The sequence below is a fragment of the Dokdonella aquatica genome, assembly GCF_051987395.1.
Taxonomy (GTDB): Bacteria; Pseudomonadota; Gammaproteobacteria; order Xanthomonadales; family Rhodanobacteraceae; genus Dokdonella.
The window spans coordinates 1,279,802-1,299,905 of the sequence record NZ_CP197094.1; the positions used below are offsets into that span (position 1 = coordinate 1,279,802).

Sequence of the window (20,104 nt, forward strand, 5' to 3'; positions counted from 1 at the left end):
GGCAAGACATTGAAGGACAAGCCGAAAAAGAAAGCTTCAGTACGCCGCGCGGGTGCCCGGAGTGCCTCCTCGCGCGCCACCGAGGCCGCCGAGCCGCGCTTCTACTACAAGGGCAACCGGCTCAAGCAGCTGCGCGCGTTCTGCTACACGGTCAAGCTCGGCACGCTGTCACGCGCGGCCGACGCGCTGTTCCTGTCGCAGCCCTCGGTGAGCCTGCAGCTCGCCGCGCTCGAGAAGGAGCTCGGTACCGAGCTCGTCGAGCGCCGCCGACGCCGCGTCGCTCTGACGCCACGCGGCCAGGTGCTGTACGACCTCGCAAGACCGCTCGTCGACGGCCTCGAGGCGCTCGACGAGGCGTTCCGAGCGAGCACGCAGGGCATCGGCCCGGCCGGCCTCGACATCGCCTGCGGCAACGCGACGATCCAGTACCTGCTGCCGCAGATGGTCGCGACGTTCCGCGAGCGTCACCCGGACGTGCCGCTCAACCTGCACAACGTGACCGGCAGCGACGGCCTCGCGCTGCTGCGCTCGGACGAGGTCGATTTCGCGGTCGGTTCGATGCTCGACGTGCCGAACGACCTCTCGTACGAGCCGCTGCACCATTTCGATCCGTTGCTGATCACGCCGCTCGGCCATCCGCTCGCGAGCAAGCCCGAGATCACGCTGGAGGATCTCTCCCCGCACGGCCTGATCCTGCCGCCCAAGCGCCTGACCACCTATCGCCTCGTCGACCTCGTGTTCCACCAGCGCAACGTGCCGTATCACGTCGCGATCGAGGTCGGCGGCTGGGAGGTCATCAAGCAGTACGTCGCGATGGGGCTCGGCATCTCGATCGTGACGGGCATCTGCATCGGACCCGAGGACCAGGGCCGTCTCGCCGTGCGCAACCTGCGCCAGTACTTCCCGCAGCGCAGCTACGGCGTGGTCGTGCGCAAGGGCAAGTACCTGAGCGCCGACGCACGCGCGTTCATCGACCTGATCCGGCCCGGCCTGTTCACGCGCCGCGATTTCTTCGAGGCAGGCCACTCCGAGCGCTAGGCGGGAGGCCCGACGGACCGAGGCCGAGCGCGCCGGCCAGCCAGCGGTCGGCGTGCACGACGCCCTCGTCGCGCACGCGGCGACGGTACTCGCCCGAGATCGCGGCGAGGCCATCCGGGGTCGCACCGGACACGGGCGCAGCGGGTACCGCAGCGGCGAACTCGCGCGAGGTGAGGGTACGCAGGGCGAGATCGCCGGCCTGCGCGAGCACATCGCGCGTGACGCTCACGTCGGCGGTGGTCGGCGGCGGGGCGTCGTGCGCGCCGTCGTCGGACCATGCACCGGACGGCGTGTCGAGCATGGGGTCGTGGTTCATCGGCGCGACTCCGTCGGACGTGGGGCCACGGTAGGTGCAGCGCGGTTAAACCTGGGTGAAATCCCACCCCGTGACTGTGGGGAAACCGTGGAACCGCGCGTTCAGCCCCAGACCTCGCGCATGACCCGGGCCATGTTGCCGCCGAGGATCTTGGCGATGCGTGCCTCGCCGTGGCCACGCTGCGCGAGCAGGTCGGCGATCACGTCGAAACGGTCGGCGCGATTGAGGTCGGGAATGAACGTGTAGAGATCGGGCGGACGGCCCTTCTCGAAGATGCCGTCGGCGACCATGCCGGCGATCATCGCGCGGTTCTCCTTCTCGAAATCGCCACTGCGGTCGATCGGCGCGACGCCCGCATCGGTGCCGATGCCGACGTGGTCCTCGCCACAGACGTCGATCGCGTGCTCGAGATGCCGGATCACGTCGACGGCCATCGGCTGCGTGTCGGTACGCAGGTACGGCCACAGGATGATGCCGGCGACACCGCCGCGCTCGGCGAGTGCACGCAGCTCGGCGTCGCCGGTGTTGCGCGGCAGGTCGGCGAGTGCACGGCAGCCGGTGTGGCTGATCAGCACGGGCGCCTTCGAGGCGCGGATGCCTTCCGCGATCGTGCGTTGCGAGCCGTGCGCGAGATCGACGACGACGCGCTCGGCATTGAGACGCTCGACGACGGCATGGCCGAACCGGCTCAGGCCCGCGTTGCCGGGTTCCGTCGCGCCGTCGCCGACGAGGTTGCGGCGGTTGTGGGTGAGCTGGATCACGCGCACGCCGAGTTCGCGGAAACGGGCGATGCGATCGATGTCCTCTCCGAGCGATTCGGTGCCCTGGAACGTCATCACGATGCCGGTGCGCCCGCCACGTCGCGCGCGCTCGAGATCGGCGCCCTCCTGCACGAGCAGCAGGTGGTCGGCATGGCGCGCGACCATCGCCTTGCAGCGCGCGATCGCCTGCTCGGTCTTCTCGCGTGCGGCGTCGTCGAGCCAGAAGCGCCCGGAAGGCGCGACCGTCAGCACGATCGCGTCGAGGCCCGAGGCACGCAACGCGGCGAGATCGTCCTTCGCCCGCGGATCGCCTTCGTCGAACCAGTACACGCCGAGGCCACCGGCACCGTCGATAGCGAGGCGGTCGCGGAAGCGCGGTGCCTTCGCGGCCGCCGCATGCGCAGGCGCGGTGGCGAGCGCCGCGAGCGCGGCGGCCGACAAGGCGAGGAAGCGGCGACGGTCGGTCATGCGCGTGTTCCCGGCAGCCCGGAAACCTGCACCGTAGCCCATCGACGCACGCGCCGCATCTTGCACTTGCACGCGACGACATCCATGGTGTCTCCATACCCATGCAGGGAAGGAGCGACCCGATGCTGCGCATCCAGGCCATCGACCACGTCGTCATCCGCGCGATCGATCTCGAGCGCATGGTCGCGTTCTACCGCGACGTGCTCGGCTGTCCGGTCGAGCGCCGCCGTGACGACCTCGGCCTCGTGCACCTGCGTGCCGGCGACAGCCTGATCGACCTCGTCGCCGTCGACGGCCGGCTCGGCCGGGCAGGCGGAGCGGCACCGGGCCGCGAGGCGCGCAACATGGAACACCTGTGCCTGCGCATCGAGGACTTCGACCACGCGCGACTACGCGAAGCCTTCGCGCGTGTCGGCGTCGACGTCGGTCCCGAAGAGGACAACTTCGGTGCGCACGGCGACGGTCCGTCGCTGTACCTGCGCGACCCCGAAGGCAACGGCATCGAGCTCAAGGCCGCGGTACGCGGCTGAAGCGCGGCGCATGAAAAACCCGCGGTGCCTGAGCACCGCGGGTTCGAAGGGAGGCATCCGTGCCGGCGCCGCGTCCGTGCGGCGGATCCGTCAAACGTCGGTCAACGCGGCACCGCGTAGGTCCACGGCTTGGTCCAGTCGTCGTGCGGACCCGCGAAGGCACCCGCGTACGGGGCCGGGGCGAAGAACGCGTCCTGGACCAGACGGCCACCGGTGCGCACCGGGGACGTGGCGCTCGGCAGGAAGCCGTTGAGCTGCGGGTTCGCGGTGGAGTTCGACGCCTGCGCCGTGAAGAACGCCTGCGGGGTCCACGGCGCGGCCGAGTCGGCGCGGTACGTGGTCGCACAGTTGAGGAACGTGTGGTCGAGCGTGAGCACGCCGGTCAGTGCGGTCGGCGTACCCGCGGCCGTGAACGTCGAGGCATTGAACATCGCGAGGCAGGCCTTGCCCGAACGATCGAAGCCGCTGACGATGCCGTTCACGAGGCGACCACCGGTGCCTTCCTTGAGGTGGATGCCGTCACCGGCCGTGGCGCTGCCGAGGAACGTGAAGTTCGCGAACGTCGGCGTGGCGCGCGGCAGGGCGTCGTGGTTCTGGTTCTGGTTCGACGACTCGAAGCCGTTGTCCTCGCCGAGGCCGCTGCCGGCCTGCGAGAGCGCGAACTGCACCTTGCCGCTCCAGCCCTCGTCCCAGTCGAACGAGTCGTCGCCGCCTTCGGTCACCACGAGGTAGCGCGCGTTGACCGTGCCGCCGAACCACTCGAAGCCGTCGTCGCCGCCGCGGTAGGCCTGCAGGTACTCGAGCACCGTGCCGTCGCCGACCGACTGGAACGTGAAGGAGTTGACCTCGCGACCCTCGGCGAACACGTAGCCGCCGTAGCGGACCTGCACGTAGCGCATGACGCCCGAGCTGTCGTGCGCGTTGTTGCCGCCGTAGCGCAGGTTCGGATCGAACTCGCTGCGGCAGTCGAACGGAGCGGTCGGGCACTTGTTGTTCGGCGCGTTGCCGGACAGCACGACGCCACCCCAGTCCTTCGGCGCCGGCAGGCGATCGCTCGTGATGCCGTCGTCGGGACTCGTGAAGACGATCGGCGCGTACGCCTTGCCGTCGGCGATGATCTTCGAGCCCGGCTGGATGTAGAGGTAGTCCGAGGTCGCGCCGTTGCCGGTCAGGATCGTGCCGGGCTGGATCGTCAGCACGGCGGCGTTCGTGTTGTCGCCACCGACGCGCACGAGGCCGTCGAGCACCCACGTCGTGTCGTTGGTGAGCGTCATGTCGCGCGTGATCGAGCCCGACAGCACGCAGCTGCGCGGCAGGGCACCCGCGACGGAGCCGGCCGGGCAGCCCGTGAACTTGGTCTCGTACACGCACTTCGGGCCCTTCTGCTCGACGCCCGACACGAGCGACTGCGACGGCACGAGGCGCTGGGTCAGCGGCGCGAAGCCGCTGGCGGCGTTCGGCGTGATGCTGACGTTGATCTCGCCGCAGCTGTCGACGCGCACGTCGACCGTGCCGATGTCGCGACGCACCGGCGTCTCGTTGCCGGCGAAGCTGCCGCCTTCGAACGTGGCCAGCGTCTTGCCGGTCCACTGGAACTCGAACTCCTTGATCTCGAAGTTCGTCGTGACCCACATGGGCTTGCCCTGCGCGTCGTACGTGGCGGAGTAGAGGAACAGCACCTTGTTGCCGTTCGCACGCTGCAGCACGTCGATGTCCCAACCGCGGTTCGGACGGTCGGCATCCTTCCAGTTGCCGGAGAACGCATCGGTGAGGACGACCGCGGCGTACGACGGAGCCGCGGCGAAGCCCGCCGCCACGCACGCCGCGAGCGCGGCTTGCTTGAGAGTCTTGATCATGGGTTATCCCTGTTCGTTGAGCGGATCGGACGCCGCCACGCCGAGCGATTTCGACGGCCCCTTCGACGAGGATGCGCGAGGAGCCGTGACGCGCTGTTGTCCCCGGCGTGACGGTTTGCGGTCAGTGCGCCTCAGGATCCCGGGCGCCATTCGATCGAGACGAGTGCTTCGCGACCACGCTTGAAGGCGCGCGTGTCGAGACCGCCCTGCGTGAACGCGACATCGGGATCGAGCAGGTTGCGCAGGCGGAACGTGAGGCGCCAGCCCTCGGCGATGCGGTAGCGCCACAGCGCGTCGAGGCTGTCGAACGATTCCTCGTAGATGTCGGGCTGGCCTTGCACGCCGACCTCGGAGATGCGGCGACCGAAGCGGTTGAACAGCAGGTTCGCCTCGTGGCGCTCGCCTTCGTAGCCGAGCTGCAGGTTGACCACGTACGGCGACTGGCCCTGCATCGGGCGCGACAGGTTGGTCTGGTAGCTCGCGCTCGCCGCGTCGAGGTCGATCGACGATTCGATGCGCGAATAGTTGAGACCGATCTGCCAGCGGCTCGTGTCGAGGCCGCCGAGCCAGCGCTCGCCGACGAAGCCGAGGTTCTTGTTGGCGTCGATCTCGATACCGTAGTTGTGCGCTTCTGCGGCGTTGGCGAGCTCGAGCAGCGGCGACGAGCCCGGCACGCGCAGCTTCTCGATCGGATCGGCGAACTGCTTGTCGAACAGTGCCACCGAGACGCTGTCGCGGCCTCCGAAGTAGTATTCCCAGCGCAGGTCGAGGTTGCGGATGCGCGTGGTGCGCAGGTTCGGGTTGCCGATCGTGTCGATGTCGAGCTCGGGATCGGTGAACGGCGCCTGCGACAGCTCGCGGAAATCCGGACGCGACAGCGTGCGGCCGAAGGCGAGGCGGATCTGCGCGTCGTCGCTGTAGGCGAACGTGATGCCGGCAGCCGGCAACCAGTGGCTGCTGTCGTCGCGCGCGACGATCGGCTCGCGCGCCGAGTTGCCGATGTCGAACGTCGTCACCGACTGCTCGTTGCGCTCGTGGCGCGCGCCGGCGGTGAAGCGCCAGGCGCCGAGGTTGAGGTCGGCGTTGAGGAACAGCGCGTCGAGCGACTGGTCGGCGAAGTAGTTGTCGGTCGGGCGCGTCACCTCGCGCAGCACGAAGCCGTCGGGGCGGATCGTGTCCGGGTTGATGACGAGGTCGATCGGTTGGGCGAGGAAGCCCGGCTGCGTCGCCAGCGGCGAACCCGGGGCGAGCTGGTAGGCGAACGTACGGATCGCCGAGTCGCGCTCGCGCTCGGTGCGGCCGCCGCCGGCGCTGATCGCGAGCGTCGTGGTATCGCCGAGCATGATCGGCAGCATCGCCCTGAACGAGAAGTCGTCCTGCTCGTCGTCGAGGGTGCCGTACGTGGTCGCGTGGGCGTCGGAACGGCGCGAGTACTCGAGCACGTCGCCGGCGTAGTCGTAGCGGTAGTTGCGACGGTTCGGCTCGTCGCGCGTCGCGGTGGCGTTGGTGTACTGCCAGTCGATCTCGAGGTCGCGCGCAGCCGGGAACACGTGGTGTCCGGTCAGCTGCCGCGCGCTGAGCTCGTTCTCGACCCAGCGCAGCTCGTGGAAGCGCGACTCGACGCTGTCGACGACGCCGTCGCTGATGCGCGTGCGGTCGTCGGTCTGGCGCAGCTGCATGAGCGTGAGGCCGAGCCGGTGGTTCATGCCGATGTCGAGCCCGAGGCCGAGGAAACCGCTCGCATCGATCGAGCGCTGCGTGCTGTCGACGTCGAGCCGGCCCGTGTTGGAGAGGCCCGCGCTGCTCGCCGCGTACGTCGCGCGCGTCTCGTGGCGGTTCTCCCAGTCCTGGTTGTAGCGCACCGCGCCGATGACGCCGAGGCGCACGTCGTCGGCGATCTCGTAGCCGTTGCCCAGCCCGATCGAGAAGCCGGTCTCGGGACCGACCTCCTTGTTGCGCACGCCGAAGCCCGACGCAGCGAGGTCGCGGCCGTAACCCTGCAGCTGTTCGGGCGTCGCACCATTGGGATTGGTCGCCGATCGAGGGCGCAGGTAGGCGCCGTTGGCGATCACCGAGGCCAGGGAACCCGGAAGCTCGCGCGTACCGTCGTCGCGGCCGGTCCAGTCACGCGCGCCGCCGTCGTAGCGCAGGCCATCCTCGAACGTCGTGCCGTCCGCCCAGCCGAGCGTGCCCTGCACGCGGAAGAACGGCGCACGCGGCACCTCGCGCGTGCGCAGCAGCACGGTGCCGCCGCCGAACTCGCCCGGCATGTCGGGCGTGTAGGATTTCTGCACGACGATGCCGTCGAGCAGTTCGTTGGGGAACAGGTCGAGCGGCACCACGCGGCGCGTGAAGTCCGGGCTCGGCACCTGGGCACCGTTCAGCAGCACGCTCGAGTAGCGCTCGCCGAGGCCGCGCACGTAGACGTAGCGACCGTCGACGAGGCTCAGTCCGGCGATGCGGCGCAGCGTCGTCGCCGCATCCGAGTCACCCGTGCGCGAGATCTGCTCGGCGCTCACCGCTTCGGTCACCGCGGGCGCGATGCGCTTCTCGTCGAGGTACAGCGTCTCGCCACTGGAGCGCGCACCCTGGACGCGCACGCCCTCGAGCTCGGTCGCGGACGGATCCGCCGCGACGACGGCGTCGTCCTCGGGTGTCTGCGCGTGCAGCGTGCCGAGCTGGGCGAGGATGGCGAGGACGAGCAGGCGTCGTCCGCGCGCGGCGGGCGTGGCGGGTTTCATCGGAGGTTTTCCCTGTAGGACGAGACGCGACGGCGCGCGCCGATCGACCGGGACCGTAGCCATGCGATGTTGCGACGGCATGACGCGGCCTTGCGCGTCATCGCCGTTGAACACGACCGACACGTGCGTGTCATGGCCTTGGCGGCATCGTGACGCAGGCGCAAGATCGCGCCATCGATGCCGTCGCGACGCGATGCGCAACGCCGCCTCGAGAGGATCCCCGCGATGCCCATGGCCCTTCCGCTCACCGCGCTGCTCGCCTTCGGCGTCGCCGTGCCGCCGCCCGCGGCAACGGCAACGGCGACGTCGGCGGCATGGCGGGCGCCGACGACGAACCGCAAGGTGCTCGTCATCGGCCATCGCGGCGCGAGCGCGCTGCGCCCCGAGCACACTCTCGCGGCGTACGCGAAGGCAATCGAGGACGGTGCCGACTTCATCGAACCCGACCTCGTGCTGACGCGTGACGGCATACCGGTCGCGCGCCACGAGAACGAGATCGGCGGCACCACCGACGTCGCCGACCGCGCGGAGTTCGCCGATCGCCGCACGACGCGCGACATCGACGGCGGACCGGTGACCGGCTGGTTCACCGAGGACTTCTCGCTCGCCGAGCTTCGCACGCTGCACGCGCGCGAACGCCTGCCGCAGCTGCGCGGCACCGCCCACGATGGTCGCTACGGCGTGCCGACGTTCGCCGAGGTCATCGAGCTCGCCGCGCGCCTGTCGCGCCAGAAGGGCCGCACGATCGGCGTGATCCCCGAACTCAAGCACCCGAGCCATTTCCGCGCCCTGGGCTTCGATCCCGAACAGGCCGCGCTCAAGGTGATCCGCCGCCATGCCTACACGCGGCGCGCGCCGGTCGGCATCCAGTCCTTCGAGATCGACAGCCTCAAGCGCCTGCGCGGCCTGCTCGGCACGCAGGGTGGCAACGTGTTCCTCGTGCAACTCGTCGGCTCGCCCGACGCGCGCCCATGGGACCGTGTGCTCGCCGGTGACGCCGCCACGACCTATGCCTCGATGCTCACGAAGACCGGCCTCGCGGAGATCGCGCGCTACGCCGACGTGCTCGCGCCGCCCACGCGCCTGGTCGTGCCGCTCGACGCGAAAGGCGGGCTCGCCGCACCGACACGCCTCGTCGCCGACGCGCATGCGGCGGGCCTCGACGTGCACGTGTGGACGCTGCGTCCCGAGAACGCGTTCCTGCCACCGGCCCTGCGCTGCGGCGACGATCCCGCAACGCGTTGCGAGCGCGGCGCGCGGCGCGAAGCGGACGCCTTGTTCGCCGCCGGTGTCGACGGCGTGTTCGCGGACGACCCCGCGCTCGCGCGCGAGGCAGTCGATGCCTTCAAGGGCGTGCCGGCCTCACGAAAACGCTGAGAATTCTCGCCCCGAGGGTGCGACCGGGATCCGGGGCCACGATCTCGAGTCACGGTCTGGGGTCCACGCACTGGGGTCAGGTTCATTTTCCGGACGTCCACGCCCGATGCCCTGGATACCTCGGGAAAATGAACCTGACCCCACGCAGGATGGCCCGTGCGGCGACGCGCTGGACGAACGGGCCTTGTCGGGGGCCCTGAAGAAACAAAGCCGCCAGCGCGTGCGCTGGCGGCTTCCGTCCACTGCACCCGACGTTGGAGAGGCGTTCGAGTGGGCGCAGTATCGTGCGCGCAGGTTTCAGCGCCGCGACAACGCGATCAGGCCGCGATGCGCTCGATCGGCGTGACATTCGACACGGCGTCGTCGAGGCCCGCGTCGCCGTCGGCACGCCATTCGACCAGTTCGAGGCGGCCGTCGTGGTGCTCGACGATCGCCGTGCAGCTGTCGACCCAGTCGCCGCAGTTGACGTAGGTGACGCCGTCGACGTCGCGCAGCGCGGCCACGTGGATGTGCCCGCAGATCACGCCGTCCAGGCCACGGTCGCGCACGGCGCGCACGACCGATGCCTCGAAGTCGCCGACGAAGCTCACCGCGAGCTTGACCTTGCGCTTGGCGTAGCCGGCCAGCGACCAGTAGCCCGCGATGCCGAGCTTGCGGCGCACCCACGACAGCCACACGTTGACTCGCACGAGCCACGTGTAGGCGACGTCACCGAGCACCGCGATCCAGCGGTGGTGACAGGTGACCTGGTCGAACTCGTCACCGTGCAGGACGAGGTAGCGCTTGCCGTCGGCCGCCTCGTGTACGCACTCGCGCTCGATGCGGATGTCCCCGAACGTGATGCCGACGTGGTCGCGCAGCGCTTCGTCGTGGTTGCCCGGGATGAAGGTCACCTTCTCGCCGTGACGCGCGCGTTTGAGGATCTTCTGCACGACCGTGTTCTGCGCCGCCGTCCAGCGCACCTCGCGCTGCATCGCCCAGAAGTCGACGATGTCGCCGACGAGATACAGGTGGTCAGCCGGGTAGGCGCGCAGGAACGCCAGCAGGCGATCGGCCTGGCAGGCACGCGTGCCGAGGTGGACGTCGGAGACGAACACCGAACGCACGCGCGACGTCGCGGTCATGGCGTGTGACCCGTGAAGACGAAGTAGGGCACGCGCAACCCCGGCAGGTAGGGTACCGGGGCACGTGCCTCGACGAGTTCGTGGCGCGGCAGCGCGCGGCACAGCGTCGGCAGCAGCTGGTCGTCGAGGCGCACGCCGTCATGACCGAACCATGCCGGCCAGAACCGGCGCGTGATCCGGCCATGGCTCACGCAGCCGGGCAGCGGTTCCGGCGTCGAGACGTAGAAGTCGACCACACCGAGCACGCCGCCCGGTTTGAGCATGTGCATCGCGTTGACGATCGCCGCGCGCCAGTTCGGGATCATCGTGAGCGCGTACGACACGATCACCGCGTCGACCGGCGCCTCGGGCTGCCAGCGCGTCGCGTCGCCGTGCACCGCGTTGAGCTGCGGAATCCGTGCCGAACGCGCACGCGCCTGCTCGAGCATCGGGGAACACAGGTCGACGACGTCGTAGCGCGCGATCGTGTCCAGGCGCGCACCGAAGAACTCGGCGTTGCGGCCCGTGCCACCGCCGAGCTCGACGACGTGCGCGTCGCGCGGCAGCGCGAGCCGCGCGACGAGCTGCTCGCGGCCATGCAGCAGGCGCTCGCGGAAGCGGTCGTAGTGCTCGACCTGCGGCCCGTAGAACGCATCGAGCTGCTGCGCCTGCGACGGCGCACGCGGCATGCCGCGCAGCATCGCGCGCAGGATGCCGGCATCGGCCTTCAGCGCGTCAAGCCGGCGCATCGGCGATCACGAAGCCGGCATAGGTGTGCACGCGGTCGCGCGGCTGCAGCGCGTCGGCGAGTGCATCGTGAAACTGCAGCTGGGTGCGCAGGCCTTCCGCGCGCGGGCCGGCGCGCACCGCGTCGAGCCAGGCCGGCTGGCGCTGCGCGCTGCGCAGCAGGATGCGCGCACCGGGCGCCGCGCGCGCGAGGATCGCATCCCATTCCTCGTCGAGGCCGCGCGGATCGTGCGAGGCCATCCAGTCCATGTGGTCGAGCAGCACGAAGCGCGTGATCGGCGCATCGCCGTCGCGCAGGAAGTTCGTGACCGTCGTCGTGTGCGTGTGCACGTTGTCCACGGCCTCGCGCAGCCTGGCGAAGTTCGCCTCGCGCAGGTACTCGGGGCAGCAGTCGCGCGCGTAGCGGCCGGTCAGGTAGACGCGCCAGAAGTAGTTGTCGGCCACCGGCAGCTCGCGGAACACGTAGCGCACCGCGTCGCGGATGAAGCCGGCGACACCGTCGGCATGCTGCGCCTCGACGAGGCGTCGCTGTGGATGCGGCACGCCGAGCATGTTCATGAACAGCTGGCGCGACATCGCCCAGTCCAGCGTGCGGCTCCACAGCGCCGGCGCGACGCGCTCGTCGTAGATGCGGCGCTGTTCGTCGAGGTCGCGTGCCTCGAGCAGGTCGAGCGTGGCCGTGCGCAGGCGAGGCTTCGCGCGGAACCAGGTGCGTGCGGCGCGCGCGACGAGCCCCGAGAGTCCGTGGAAGTAGAAGCTGCCGTTGCGGCTCGTGAACCACGCGGTGCGCTCGTCCCACCACGTGCGTGCGAACGGCGACAGGTGCCGGCGCAGGTGTGCGTGGTAGAGCCGCTCGAAGTCGGCGTGGCGGCCCTCGCCGAACACGGCGAAGAAGTCGTCGTAGGCGAGTTCGCGCGCGGCGGCGATCTTGAGCTCGAGCAATGCGTTCTGGCGCGGATTGGCATCGACGCAGTCGACGCGGCGGGCGCCGGCGAGCGCGTAGTCGAGTGCGTTGCAGCCCGCGCTCGTGATCACGAGCACGTGGTCGTCGGCGCCGAGGCGCAAGGCCTCGCGATCGACGGCGGGATCTTCCCAGCAGGTGTTGTAGACGAGGTTGCGCGACCAGATCGCGTTGAACACGCGGCGATCGATGCGGTCGCGCAGGCGCGTGGTGCCTTCAACGGGGGCCGCGAGCATGCCGGTATCCGGGGTCCGGGGGAACGCCGCGCATGCTCCCGCCGGCACGTGACAACCCCGTGAAAGCGCGGTCACGGCACTGAAACGCACGCTCGCGAGCATGCCGACGACTCCCGGAGGCACGCGCATGCTCGATCTCGAAGGCAGGTTGCAGACTCGCTTCCCGGCCTGGTTCGCCGGCCGCCGCGCGCACATCGCGCGTCCGCTGGTGCGCTCGATCGCCCGCCTCTCGCGCCTCGACGCGATCGAGGCCTTCATGCGCGAGCACGCGCACCTGCGCGGCTTCGCGTTCATCGAGGCTGCACTCGAGCGCTTCGACTGCCGCTTCCTCGTCGACCACGTCGAGCGCGAGCGCATTCCCGAGCAGGGCCGCGTCGTCATCGTCGCCAACCACCCCATGGGTGCGCTCGACGCACTCGCGCTGCTCGCGTTCGTCGGCAGCATCCGCCGTGACGTGCGCATCGTCGCCAACGACTTCCTGCTCGCGTTCGACATGCTGTCGGACCTGCTGATCCCGTTCCGCATGCTCGGTGGCCGGCCGGGTGCCGAAGGCCTGCGCCAGGTCGACGCGGCGCTCGCCCGCGAGGAGGCCGTGATCGTGTTCCCGGCCGGCGAAGTCTCGCGCCTGACCCCGTTCGGCGTGCGCGACGGTGCGTGGCGGCACGGCTTCGTGCGCTTCGCCGAGGCGTCGCATGCGCCGCTCGTGCCGGTGCGCATCGAGGGCCGCAACTCGGCGCTGTTCTACGGTGTGTCGGCGCTGTTCAAGCCGCTCGGCACCGGCATGCTCGCGCGCGAGGTGTTCGCGCGCCGGCACAGCCGCCTCGTGCTGCGCGTAGGCGAGCCGATCACGCTCGACGAGGTCGGTGGTGCCGCCGATCGCCGCGTCGCGAGCCTCGCCGTGCGCGAGGCCGTCTACGCGATCGGCCGACGCCATGAGCGTCGCGTCGCCACGCAGGCGCCGATCGTGCACCGCCCGTCGGCGAAGGCGATCCGCGCCGACCTCGACGGCCTCGAACTGCTCGGCGAGACCGCCGACGGCAAGCGCATCCACGGCGGTCGTCTCGCCAGCGACTCGGCGCTGCTGCGCGAGATCGCGCGCCTGCGCGAGCTGACCTTCCGCAAGGTCGGCGAAGGCACCGGCAAGCGCATGGACTGCGACGCCTACGACAGCTGGTACGACCACATCGTGGTCTGGGACGGCGACGACGGCGAGGTCGCCGGCGCGTACCGCGCGGCACCGTGCGCGCGCGTGCTCGGCACGCACGGCCTGCGCGGCCTCTACACGAGCAGCCTGTTCTCGTTCGACGGCCGCCTGCTGCCGGTCATCGAGCGCGGCATGGAACTCGGCCGCAGCTTCGTGCAGCCCCGCTACTGGGGCTCGCGCAGCCTCGACTACCTGTGGGCCGGCATCGGTGCCTGGCTGCGCGGACACGAAGACATCCGTTACCTGTTCGGCCCGGTGTCGATCAGCGCGAGCCTGCCGCGCGAGGCGCGCGAGCTCATCGTGGCCTACTACGCACGCCACCATGGCGGCGAGATCGGGCTCGCGCGAGCCCCGCGACCGTTCGAGCCGTCCGACGCCGCGCGCGAAGCGTTCGAAGGGCTCGATGCCGATGCCGCGCAGGCGCTGCTGCGGATGCGCCTGGCCGCGCTCGGCACGACCATCCCGACGCTCTACAAGCAGTACACCGAGCTGTGCGAGCCCGGCGGCGCGCGCTTCCTGTCGTTCGGCACCGACCCCGCGTTCAACGACGCGGTCGACGGCCTGATCCTCGTCGACCTCGCCTGCATCAAGCCGAAGAAGCGCGAGCGCTACCTCGAAGCCCCGCGCGCGCGCCTGGCCGCCTCGACCCGCTGACGCCACGGCGGCCGCGGGCCGCTACACTGGGCGCGTCACGGGAGGCGGCATGGCCGGCACGGGCGCGATCACCGGGGTGCTCAAGCGGCTCGCCGCGGGCGAGGCGCGCGCGGATGGCGAGCTGCTCGAGCTCGTCTACGCGGAACTGCGCGTGCTCGCCGCGCGCCATCTCGGCGGCGAGCGTCCCGGCCACACGCTGTCGCCGACCGCGCTCGTGCACGAGGCCTGGATGCGCCTGGCCGACGATGCCTCGCTCGCACCCGAGGATCGCCGCCAGTTCTTCGCCGCCGCCGCGCGCCGCATGCGCCAGGTGCTCGTCGACCACGCACGCCGTCGCGACGCCGCCAAGCGCGGCGGACCCGTGCGCGAAGCCGTCACGCTGTCGGCGCTGGTCGACGAAGGCGGCACCGGTGTCGACGCGCTCGCGCTCGAGCAGGCCCTCGAGAAGCTCGAGGCGCATGATCCGCGCAAGGTGCGCGTGGTCGAGCTGCGCTATTTCGCCGGGCTCGAGATGCACGAGATCGCCGAGGTGCTTGGCATCTCGCGCGCGACCGCGCAGCGCGACTGGGAGGTCGCCAGGACATTCCTGTACCAGGCGCTGGCGTGAGCGCACTCGCCGCGCTGTCGCTGTTCGAGGCTGCGCTGGCACGCGATCCGGCGGTACGCAAGGCGTTCATCCGCGTCGAGGCCGGCGATGACGATACCCTGCGCGATGCCGCACTCGCCCTGCTCGCCGCACATGCCTCGAGCGAGGGCTTCCTCGAGCCGGGTCCGCGCTTCGTGCCACGCGACCTCGGCCCGTACCGGCTCGTCGCACCGCTCGGCGAAGGCGGCATGGGCCGCGTCTACCTCGCCGAGCGCCGCGACGGCGCGTTCGAGCAGCGTGTCGCGATCAAGGTGCTCGCGGCGACGCTCGGTGATGCCGATGCGGTGCGGCGCGCCGAGGCCGAACGCCAGTTCCTGGCCTGGCTCGAGCACCGCAACATCGCGCGCGTGCTCGACGGCGGTACCACGCCCGAAGGCCAGCCGTACGTGGTCATGGAGTACGTCGACGGCGAGCGCATCGACGACTGGTGCCGAGGCCGCGCGCTCGACATCAAGGCGCGCATCGGCGTGTTCCGCCAGGTGCTTGGTGCGGTCGACGCCGCGCACCGCGCGCTGATCATCCATCGCGACATCAAGCCCGCGAACGTGCTCGTCACGGCCGACGGCTCGGGTAAGCTGCTCGACTTCGGCATCGCGAAATCCCTCGACGGCCGCGTGCGCAGTGCCGCGACGCAGGCCGGGGCGGGACCGCTCACGCCCGACTACGCGAGCCCGGAGCAGCTCGCCGGCCAACCGCTCACGACCGCATGCGACGTCTACGCACTCGGCCTGCTGCTGCACGAACTGCTGACCGGACGACCCGCGTTCGAGCGCGGACGCCGCTCGCTCGTCGAGTACGCGCAGTTCGTCGCCACGCATGCGCCGACGCGGCCGAGCGCGCGCGTCGACGCGGATCGCCTCGGCCTCGCGCCGCGCGCGGAGAACGCGTGGCGGCGCCGGCTCGGCGGCGACCTCGACCGCATCGTGCTCAAGGCCTTGCAACCCGAGCCTGCGCAGCGCTACGCGTCGGCGCGCGCGTTCGCCGACGATCTCGAGCGCTGGCTCGGCAACCGTCCCGTGCTCGCGCGCCCAGCCGGCCTCGCCTACCGCTCCGCGAAGTTCGTGCGCCGCAACCGCCTCGTGGTCGCCGCGTCGACCGCCGCGGTGCTCGCCCTCGCGACCGGCTTCGGTGTCGCCGCGGTGCAGGCCCACCTGGCGCGCGAAGAAGCCGATCGCGCGCACCGTGCGAATCGCTTCCTGCTGTCGATGATCGAGCGCGCCGATCCCTACGTGAGCGGACGCAACCCGACCCTCGCCGAGGCACTCGACCGCGCCGCGACCGACATCCCCGCGCAGTTCGCCGACCAGCCCGCGCTCGAGGCCGACGTACGCCACGCGATCGGCCGCGCCTACCTGTCGCTCGAGCGCCTCGACGAGGCCGAGTCGCATCTCGATCGCGCCGCCGTGCTGCGCGAACCCGCAGGCGGCACCGCATTCGCCGAGACGCTCGATGCGCAGGCGATGCTCGACTGGTCGCGTGGGCGCTACGAACGCGCCGAGCAGCGCATCCGTCGCGCGATCACGATCGCCGGCGCGGTCGACGGTGGACGCAACCAGGCCCATGCGGTCGCGCTGAACGACGCCGCCGCACTGCTCAACAACCTCGGCCGCTACGCCGAGGCGCGCCCGCTTCTCGAGCAGGCCATCGCGATCGGCGGCGCACTGCCCGGACTCGCCCCGCGCGAACTCGCGATCACGCGCAGCAACCTCGCCTACGCGCTGCACGGCCTCGGCGAGCTCGCGGCGGCCGATGCCGCCTACGTGCGTGCCCTCGACGAGCTCGAGCGCGCGATGTCGCCGCATCATCCCGACATCGCGATCACGCTCAACAACCGCGCCGCCGTGCTCACCGACATGGGCCGCGACGCCGACGCGCTGGCGTTGCTCGAGCGTTCGATCGCGATCCGCGATGCGTTGTTCGGTCCCGATCATCCGCTCGTCGTGATCTCGCGCTCGAACATCGCGCTGACCTACGCGAAGACCGGACATGCGGAGCAGGCGCGCGCGGCGATCGCAACGGCGCTCGAGCATGCGCCGCGTGCGTTCGAGCCCGGCAACCAGGCGATCGGCCACGTGCATTTCACGGCCGCGCGCGTCGCCGAGGCGCTCGGCGATCCGGTCACGGGCCTGAGCGAAGCGCGTGCGGCGCTCGCGGTCTACGATCGCCTCGACGCCGTCGAAGCCGGCCGTCGCGAGCGCACCGAGGCGCTGGTCGCGTCGTTGCAGGCGAAGCTCGGACCGTCTGCAGCCTCGCCGAAGCCGTGATGCGCGCGTGACGTGTCTGCAGAGTCACCTCGAGCGTGCGCGACACACCCCGATGACGGCGGAATCCGCTGCGCGGGTTCCGCCCTACGGAAGCATGTGGCCGTCGTGAAGATCTGCTGCCCCCGTCGTCGAGCTCGACGGGTAGAGCGGAACCGCCGCAGGCGATTCCGCCGTGACAGGCGTCACCATCGCGCGGCAAGGCATCTCGCGCGGCGACATGCCGCCCACTCGGCATCGGCCCGCTTCAGAGCACAGCGATCCAGTTGCGCAGCAAGGCCGTCAGCGCAGCGCCGCGTGCCTCGAGCATGCCGAGGTCGGTCACGACGAGCATCGCGCGATCCGCGCCGAGCCATGTGAGCAGGCCTTCGGGATCCTCGATCGCGGCGGCGTCGAAGGCGCGCTTCTTCGCACCGGCATGCAGGATCAGGCCGACGCCACCCTTCGTGCGCAGGTGCATCGTGGCGAAGTCGGAATCGACGAGGAAGCTCGGCGCGTTCCACTTGATGCCTTCACGGATCGAGGCATCACTCGCGAGCACCAGCGTACGCAAGGCAACGATCACCTCGCGATGCGGATGCTCGAGGGCGGCGAGGAAGGCGTCAACGGCGGGTGTTCCTGCCGTCGCCACGCTGCTGCGTTTCGTGGCCAGGATCGTGATCCTCGGGCGGTTCAGGCCGTCGCGCAGCCGTCGGGCTCGGACAGGATCACGAGCACGCCGTCCGGATCATGGAACGCGAACTCGCGACGACCGTAGGCGTAGCGTTCCGGACCCCATGCGATCGCGCGCTTCGCCGCCACGCGTGCATGCCATGCATCCAGGCCTTCGACATCGAGCCAGAGCGAGCACGAGGCGCCTTTCGACGAGCCTCGTGCGCGCTGCGCGAGCTGAAGTCGTCGCCCACCGTGTTCGAGGATCGCGAACGTCGGTGCGTCCGCAGGCCAGCGTGTCGTCACCGTGAAGCCGAGGACCTCGGCGTAGAACGCCATGCTGGCCTCGAGATCGGCGACATCGAGACGGACTTCGATCACACGCAGGTTCGCGGGCACGGCCTTCCCCTTCGACACAGGGCGGCCAGTGTGGCATGCACCGCATGTGCGCCTCATGGGACGCCGCAACATGCGGCTGACAATGCCGCCGGGAATGGGGTCAGGTTCATTTTCCCGACAGAATGGCTTCGCGTCGTGAGGACGCGCGGGGGAAAATGAACCTGACCCCATGTCGTCTGACTCCATGTCCTCGCACGCCGAGCGCCCGTCGCGCCTGCCCGAGACGACGCCTCAGCCTCGCGTGGCGGCGAAGACCGGCAGGATGTGCCGCGCACTGAGCGGCGCCACGTCGACGTGACCGTGCGCGAGCGGATCGATCCACGCGAGCGCCTCGATCTCCGCCCCGGTGCGCGGCTCGCCGAGGATCCCGACGACCCAGGCTTCGGCGCGTACGCGGCGCCCAGGTTCGTGCACGGCGACGTCCTCGAACGTGCCGAGATACCGTGCACGCGCGAGGTCGAACGTCACGCCGAGTTCCTCGTCCAGCTCGCGGGACAGCGTCGCCAGCGATGCTTCGCCCGGCTCGCGCTTGCCGCCAGGCTGGATGAAGATGCGCGTGCCGCGTTTGCGCACGAGCAGCACGCGGCCGTCGTCACGCGTGATCACGGCCGCGACCGTGTGGATCGGTTCGCGGGTGTGGCCGGAGTCATGCGGTGCGGGCACCGCCGCTTCCGTAGCGTCCGTCATGCCTCACTCTCGACGAGGCCGGCCAGGCGATCGAGCGCCATGCGCCAGCCCGTCTCGTTGTCGGCCGGCGACACGCCTTCCGGAACACCTTCGTGCAACGCCGTGACGAGTGTTCCCCCGACGGCATCGGCGAGAGTGATCGTCGTCGTCATGACACCACGCATCGATGGATCACCGGTCTCGAACGCGATGCGGTCGACGATGCGTTCGCCGGGCACGAGCGTGACGAAGCAGCCGCTGTAGGTGTCGGAATGCGCGTCCGTCTTGCCCTCGCCCTCGCCGTCGTAGGTAAGGGTCACGCGGATCGCACCGCCTTCGCGAGCCTCGAAGGCATGCACGCGGGCATGCATGCCTTCGGGAACCTTCCAGCGCGAGACGGCTTCCGGATCGAGCATCAGCGCGTAGATGCGCTGCCGCGATCCCCGGACGAGCCGTTCGACGCATGTCGTGCTCATGCCGATCGCACGCGCGGACCGGCACTCCTCACCGGCGTCCGGACACCGAATCGCGCAGGCGCCTCGCGAGCCTGCGCCAACCGCCCGGAAGAGGGGCGGTGACCACGGCCTTCACGTGCTGCACGAGCGGCATCGCGTCGCGTGCCGCATTCGCGTGCTCGAGCTGGGTCGTCAGGCTCGTGATGTCGCGATACAGGCGCTGGATGTGCTGGTCGCGGCGCGCGAGCAGGATGCGGATCTCCTGCATGTCGTCGCCGGTCAGCGTGAGGCCCGGCAGGAAACGCGACGGCAAGGGACGATCGACGTAGATCGTCGAATGCGTCTCGGCGAGCTCTTCGGCCGGGCGCTCCTTCGAGTAGAAGTAGAGCGCGAGGGAACGCCGCGTCTTGCCGCGATGCTCCTCGGGCAGCACGATCGGCGGGAAGCCATGCCAGCTCGTCTCGGTCGTCTCGAAGATCACGCACCTGTTGAACGAGGGCGTCACGCGCGTCGTGACGTTGTCGGGTGCGCGCGGGTCCGAGTGCAGCTCGAGCGCACCGCCCCAGTCGTCCTCCCAGGCATGGTTCAGATAGACGATGAGGTTGAGGCGGCGATGCCAGTTCTCGATCGGGTGACGGTTGAAGTCGACGTGTGCATCGAGATCCTGGCCATGGCGACTCTCGTGCGTGCCGCCACCGAAGTACCACGGATCGTAGAGGAGGTCGTCGATCCCGGTCAGCTTGCCGACGAGGGCAAGGAACGCCGGCGACTGGATGAGGTCGTCGAGCCCCTCGAACGACGCGCCGAGCCCGCGGATCTTCTCCACGGTCGACTTGTTGCCGAGGTCGCCGTTTTCGGTCCGAGCGCTGCCACGCTCGAACGGCGGGAACTCGCGATCGATGCGGGCCACGTAATCGGCCGAGAAGAAGTCGTCGATGACGACATGACGGAACGGTGCGGCATTCGCGAACGCCGCGCCGTAGGCGTCTGCGTCGCGAAGGACATGGTCGGCGATGAACGTGTGCAAGCGAATC

18 protein-coding genes are annotated in these 20,104 nt (G+C 70.2%); 6 read left to right on the forward strand and 12 right to left on the reverse strand.

Going from position 1 to position 20,104, the window contains the following annotated elements; genetic code table 11:
- Positions 1 to 9: 9 nt before the first annotated feature.
- Positions 10 to 1,038, forward strand: coding sequence for a LysR family transcriptional regulator (locus tag ACQQ2N_RS05690; RefSeq protein ID WP_440224719.1), 1,029 nt, complete (start codon positions 10 to 12; stop codon positions 1,036 to 1,038).
- Here ACQQ2N_RS05690 and ACQQ2N_RS05695 read toward each other — a convergent pair.
- Together ACQQ2N_RS05695 and ACQQ2N_RS05700 are read right to left on the reverse strand one after the other, a co-directional pair.
- Positions 995 to 1,354, reverse strand: a complete 360-nt coding sequence (locus tag ACQQ2N_RS05695) for a hypothetical protein (protein ID WP_440224720.1) — start codon at positions 1,352 to 1,354, stop codon at positions 995 to 997. The two genes, ACQQ2N_RS05690 and ACQQ2N_RS05695, sit on opposite strands and share 44 nt — an antisense overlap.
- A gap of 101 nt (positions 1,355 to 1,455) precedes the next feature.
- The gene (locus tag ACQQ2N_RS05700) at positions 1,456 to 2,583 is read right to left on the reverse strand and encodes a dipeptidase (RefSeq protein ID WP_440224721.1); all 1,128 of its coding nucleotides are present in this window, start codon (positions 2,581 to 2,583) and stop codon (positions 1,456 to 1,458) included.
- Positions 2,584 to 2,705: 122 nt separating this feature from the next.
- Between ACQQ2N_RS05700 and ACQQ2N_RS05705 the strand changes: the two genes are divergently transcribed.
- Positions 2,706 to 3,113 carry a VOC family protein gene (locus ACQQ2N_RS05705; RefSeq protein WP_440224722.1) on the forward strand — a complete coding sequence of 136 codons (408 nt, stop codon included), beginning with the start codon at positions 2,706 to 2,708 and terminating at the stop codon, positions 3,111 to 3,113.
- A gap of 101 nt (positions 3,114 to 3,214) precedes the next feature.
- Here the strand turns inward: ACQQ2N_RS05705 and ACQQ2N_RS05710 are convergent, their stop codons facing one another.
- Both ACQQ2N_RS05710 and ACQQ2N_RS05715 read right to left on the reverse strand, forming a co-directional pair.
- Positions 3,215 to 4,969 (reverse strand): hypothetical protein, encoded by a 1,755-nt coding sequence (locus ACQQ2N_RS05710; protein ID WP_440224723.1) that lies wholly within the window; start codon positions 4,967 to 4,969, stop codon positions 3,215 to 3,217.
- 131 nt (positions 4,970 to 5,100) lie between these two features.
- Positions 5,101 to 7,710, reverse strand: a complete 2,610-nt coding sequence (locus ACQQ2N_RS05715; RefSeq protein ID WP_440224724.1) for a TonB-dependent receptor domain-containing protein — start codon at positions 7,708 to 7,710, stop codon at positions 5,101 to 5,103.
- A gap of 231 nt (positions 7,711 to 7,941) precedes the next feature.
- On the opposite strand from ACQQ2N_RS05715, the gene ACQQ2N_RS05720 reads away from it, so the two are divergent.
- Complete coding sequence (locus tag ACQQ2N_RS05720; protein WP_440225716.1) at positions 7,942 to 9,087, forward strand: glycerophosphodiester phosphodiesterase; 1,146 nt, start codon at positions 7,942 to 7,944, stop codon at positions 9,085 to 9,087.
- Positions 9,088 to 9,404: 317 nt separating this feature from the next.
- Here the strand turns inward: ACQQ2N_RS05720 and ACQQ2N_RS05725 are convergent, their stop codons facing one another.
- From ACQQ2N_RS05725 to ACQQ2N_RS05735, 3 genes are read right to left on the reverse strand one after another with little or no spacing between them, the layout of a single operon-like run.
- Positions 9,405 to 10,211, reverse strand: coding sequence for a UDP-2,3-diacylglucosamine diphosphatase (locus ACQQ2N_RS05725; RefSeq protein ID WP_440224725.1), 807 nt, complete (start codon positions 10,209 to 10,211; stop codon positions 9,405 to 9,407).
- Positions 10,208 to 10,939 carry a class I SAM-dependent methyltransferase gene (locus ACQQ2N_RS05730; RefSeq protein ID WP_440224726.1) on the reverse strand — a complete coding sequence of 244 codons (732 nt, stop codon included), beginning with the start codon at positions 10,937 to 10,939 and terminating at the stop codon, positions 10,208 to 10,210. The genes ACQQ2N_RS05725 and ACQQ2N_RS05730 overlap by 4 nt, the downstream gene beginning before the upstream one ends.
- A complete protein-coding gene (locus ACQQ2N_RS05735; protein WP_440224728.1) occupies positions 10,926 to 12,134 on the reverse strand; it encodes a DUF3419 family protein in 1,209 nt (402 codons plus the stop codon). Before ACQQ2N_RS05735 ends, ACQQ2N_RS05730 begins: the two co-directional genes overlap by 14 nt.
- Positions 12,135 to 12,261: 127 nt before the next feature.
- Between ACQQ2N_RS05735 and ACQQ2N_RS05740 the strand changes: the two genes are divergently transcribed.
- From ACQQ2N_RS05740 to ACQQ2N_RS05750, 3 genes are read left to right on the forward strand one after another with little or no spacing between them, the layout of a single operon-like run.
- Positions 12,262 to 13,992: a lysophospholipid acyltransferase family protein gene (locus tag ACQQ2N_RS05740; protein ID WP_440225717.1), complete on the forward strand. Its 1,731-nt coding sequence runs from the start codon at positions 12,262 to 12,264 to the stop codon at positions 13,990 to 13,992.
- Between the two features lie 49 nt (positions 13,993 to 14,041).
- Positions 14,042 to 14,599 carry an ECF-type sigma factor gene (locus tag ACQQ2N_RS05745; RefSeq protein WP_440224729.1) on the forward strand — a complete coding sequence of 186 codons (558 nt, stop codon included), beginning with the start codon at positions 14,042 to 14,044 and terminating at the stop codon, positions 14,597 to 14,599.
- Positions 14,596 to 16,902, forward strand: a complete 2,307-nt coding sequence (locus ACQQ2N_RS05750; protein ID WP_440224730.1) for a protein kinase domain-containing protein — start codon at positions 14,596 to 14,598, stop codon at positions 16,900 to 16,902. Before ACQQ2N_RS05745 ends, ACQQ2N_RS05750 begins: the two co-directional genes overlap by 4 nt.
- A gap of 244 nt (positions 16,903 to 17,146) precedes the next feature.
- Here ACQQ2N_RS05750 and ACQQ2N_RS05755 read toward each other — a convergent pair whose 3' ends face one another.
- The 5 genes from ACQQ2N_RS05755 to ACQQ2N_RS05775 form a co-directional block, all read right to left on the reverse strand.
- On the reverse strand, positions 17,147 to 17,530 hold the full coding sequence (locus ACQQ2N_RS05755; protein WP_440224731.1) for a DUF1801 domain-containing protein: 384 nt from the start codon (positions 17,528 to 17,530) through the stop codon (positions 17,147 to 17,149).
- A gap of 41 nt (positions 17,531 to 17,571) precedes the next feature.
- Entirely contained in the window at positions 17,572 to 17,949 is a 378-nt protein-coding gene (locus tag ACQQ2N_RS05760) for a VOC family protein (RefSeq protein WP_440224732.1), read from the reverse strand.
- A 231-nt stretch (positions 17,950 to 18,180) separates the two neighbouring features.
- Entirely contained in the window at positions 18,181 to 18,612 is a 432-nt protein-coding gene (locus ACQQ2N_RS05765) for an NUDIX hydrolase (protein ID WP_440224733.1), read from the reverse strand.
- Between the two features lie 20 nt (positions 18,613 to 18,632).
- On the reverse strand, positions 18,633 to 19,091 hold the full coding sequence (locus ACQQ2N_RS05770; protein WP_440224734.1) for an SRPBCC domain-containing protein: 459 nt from the start codon (positions 19,089 to 19,091) through the stop codon (positions 18,633 to 18,635).
- A gap of 28 nt (positions 19,092 to 19,119) precedes the next feature.
- Positions 19,120 to 20,097, reverse strand: coding sequence for a 2OG-Fe(II) oxygenase (locus tag ACQQ2N_RS05775; RefSeq protein ID WP_440224735.1), 978 nt, complete (start codon positions 20,095 to 20,097; stop codon positions 19,120 to 19,122).
- Positions 20,098 to 20,104: the final 7 nt, after the last annotated feature.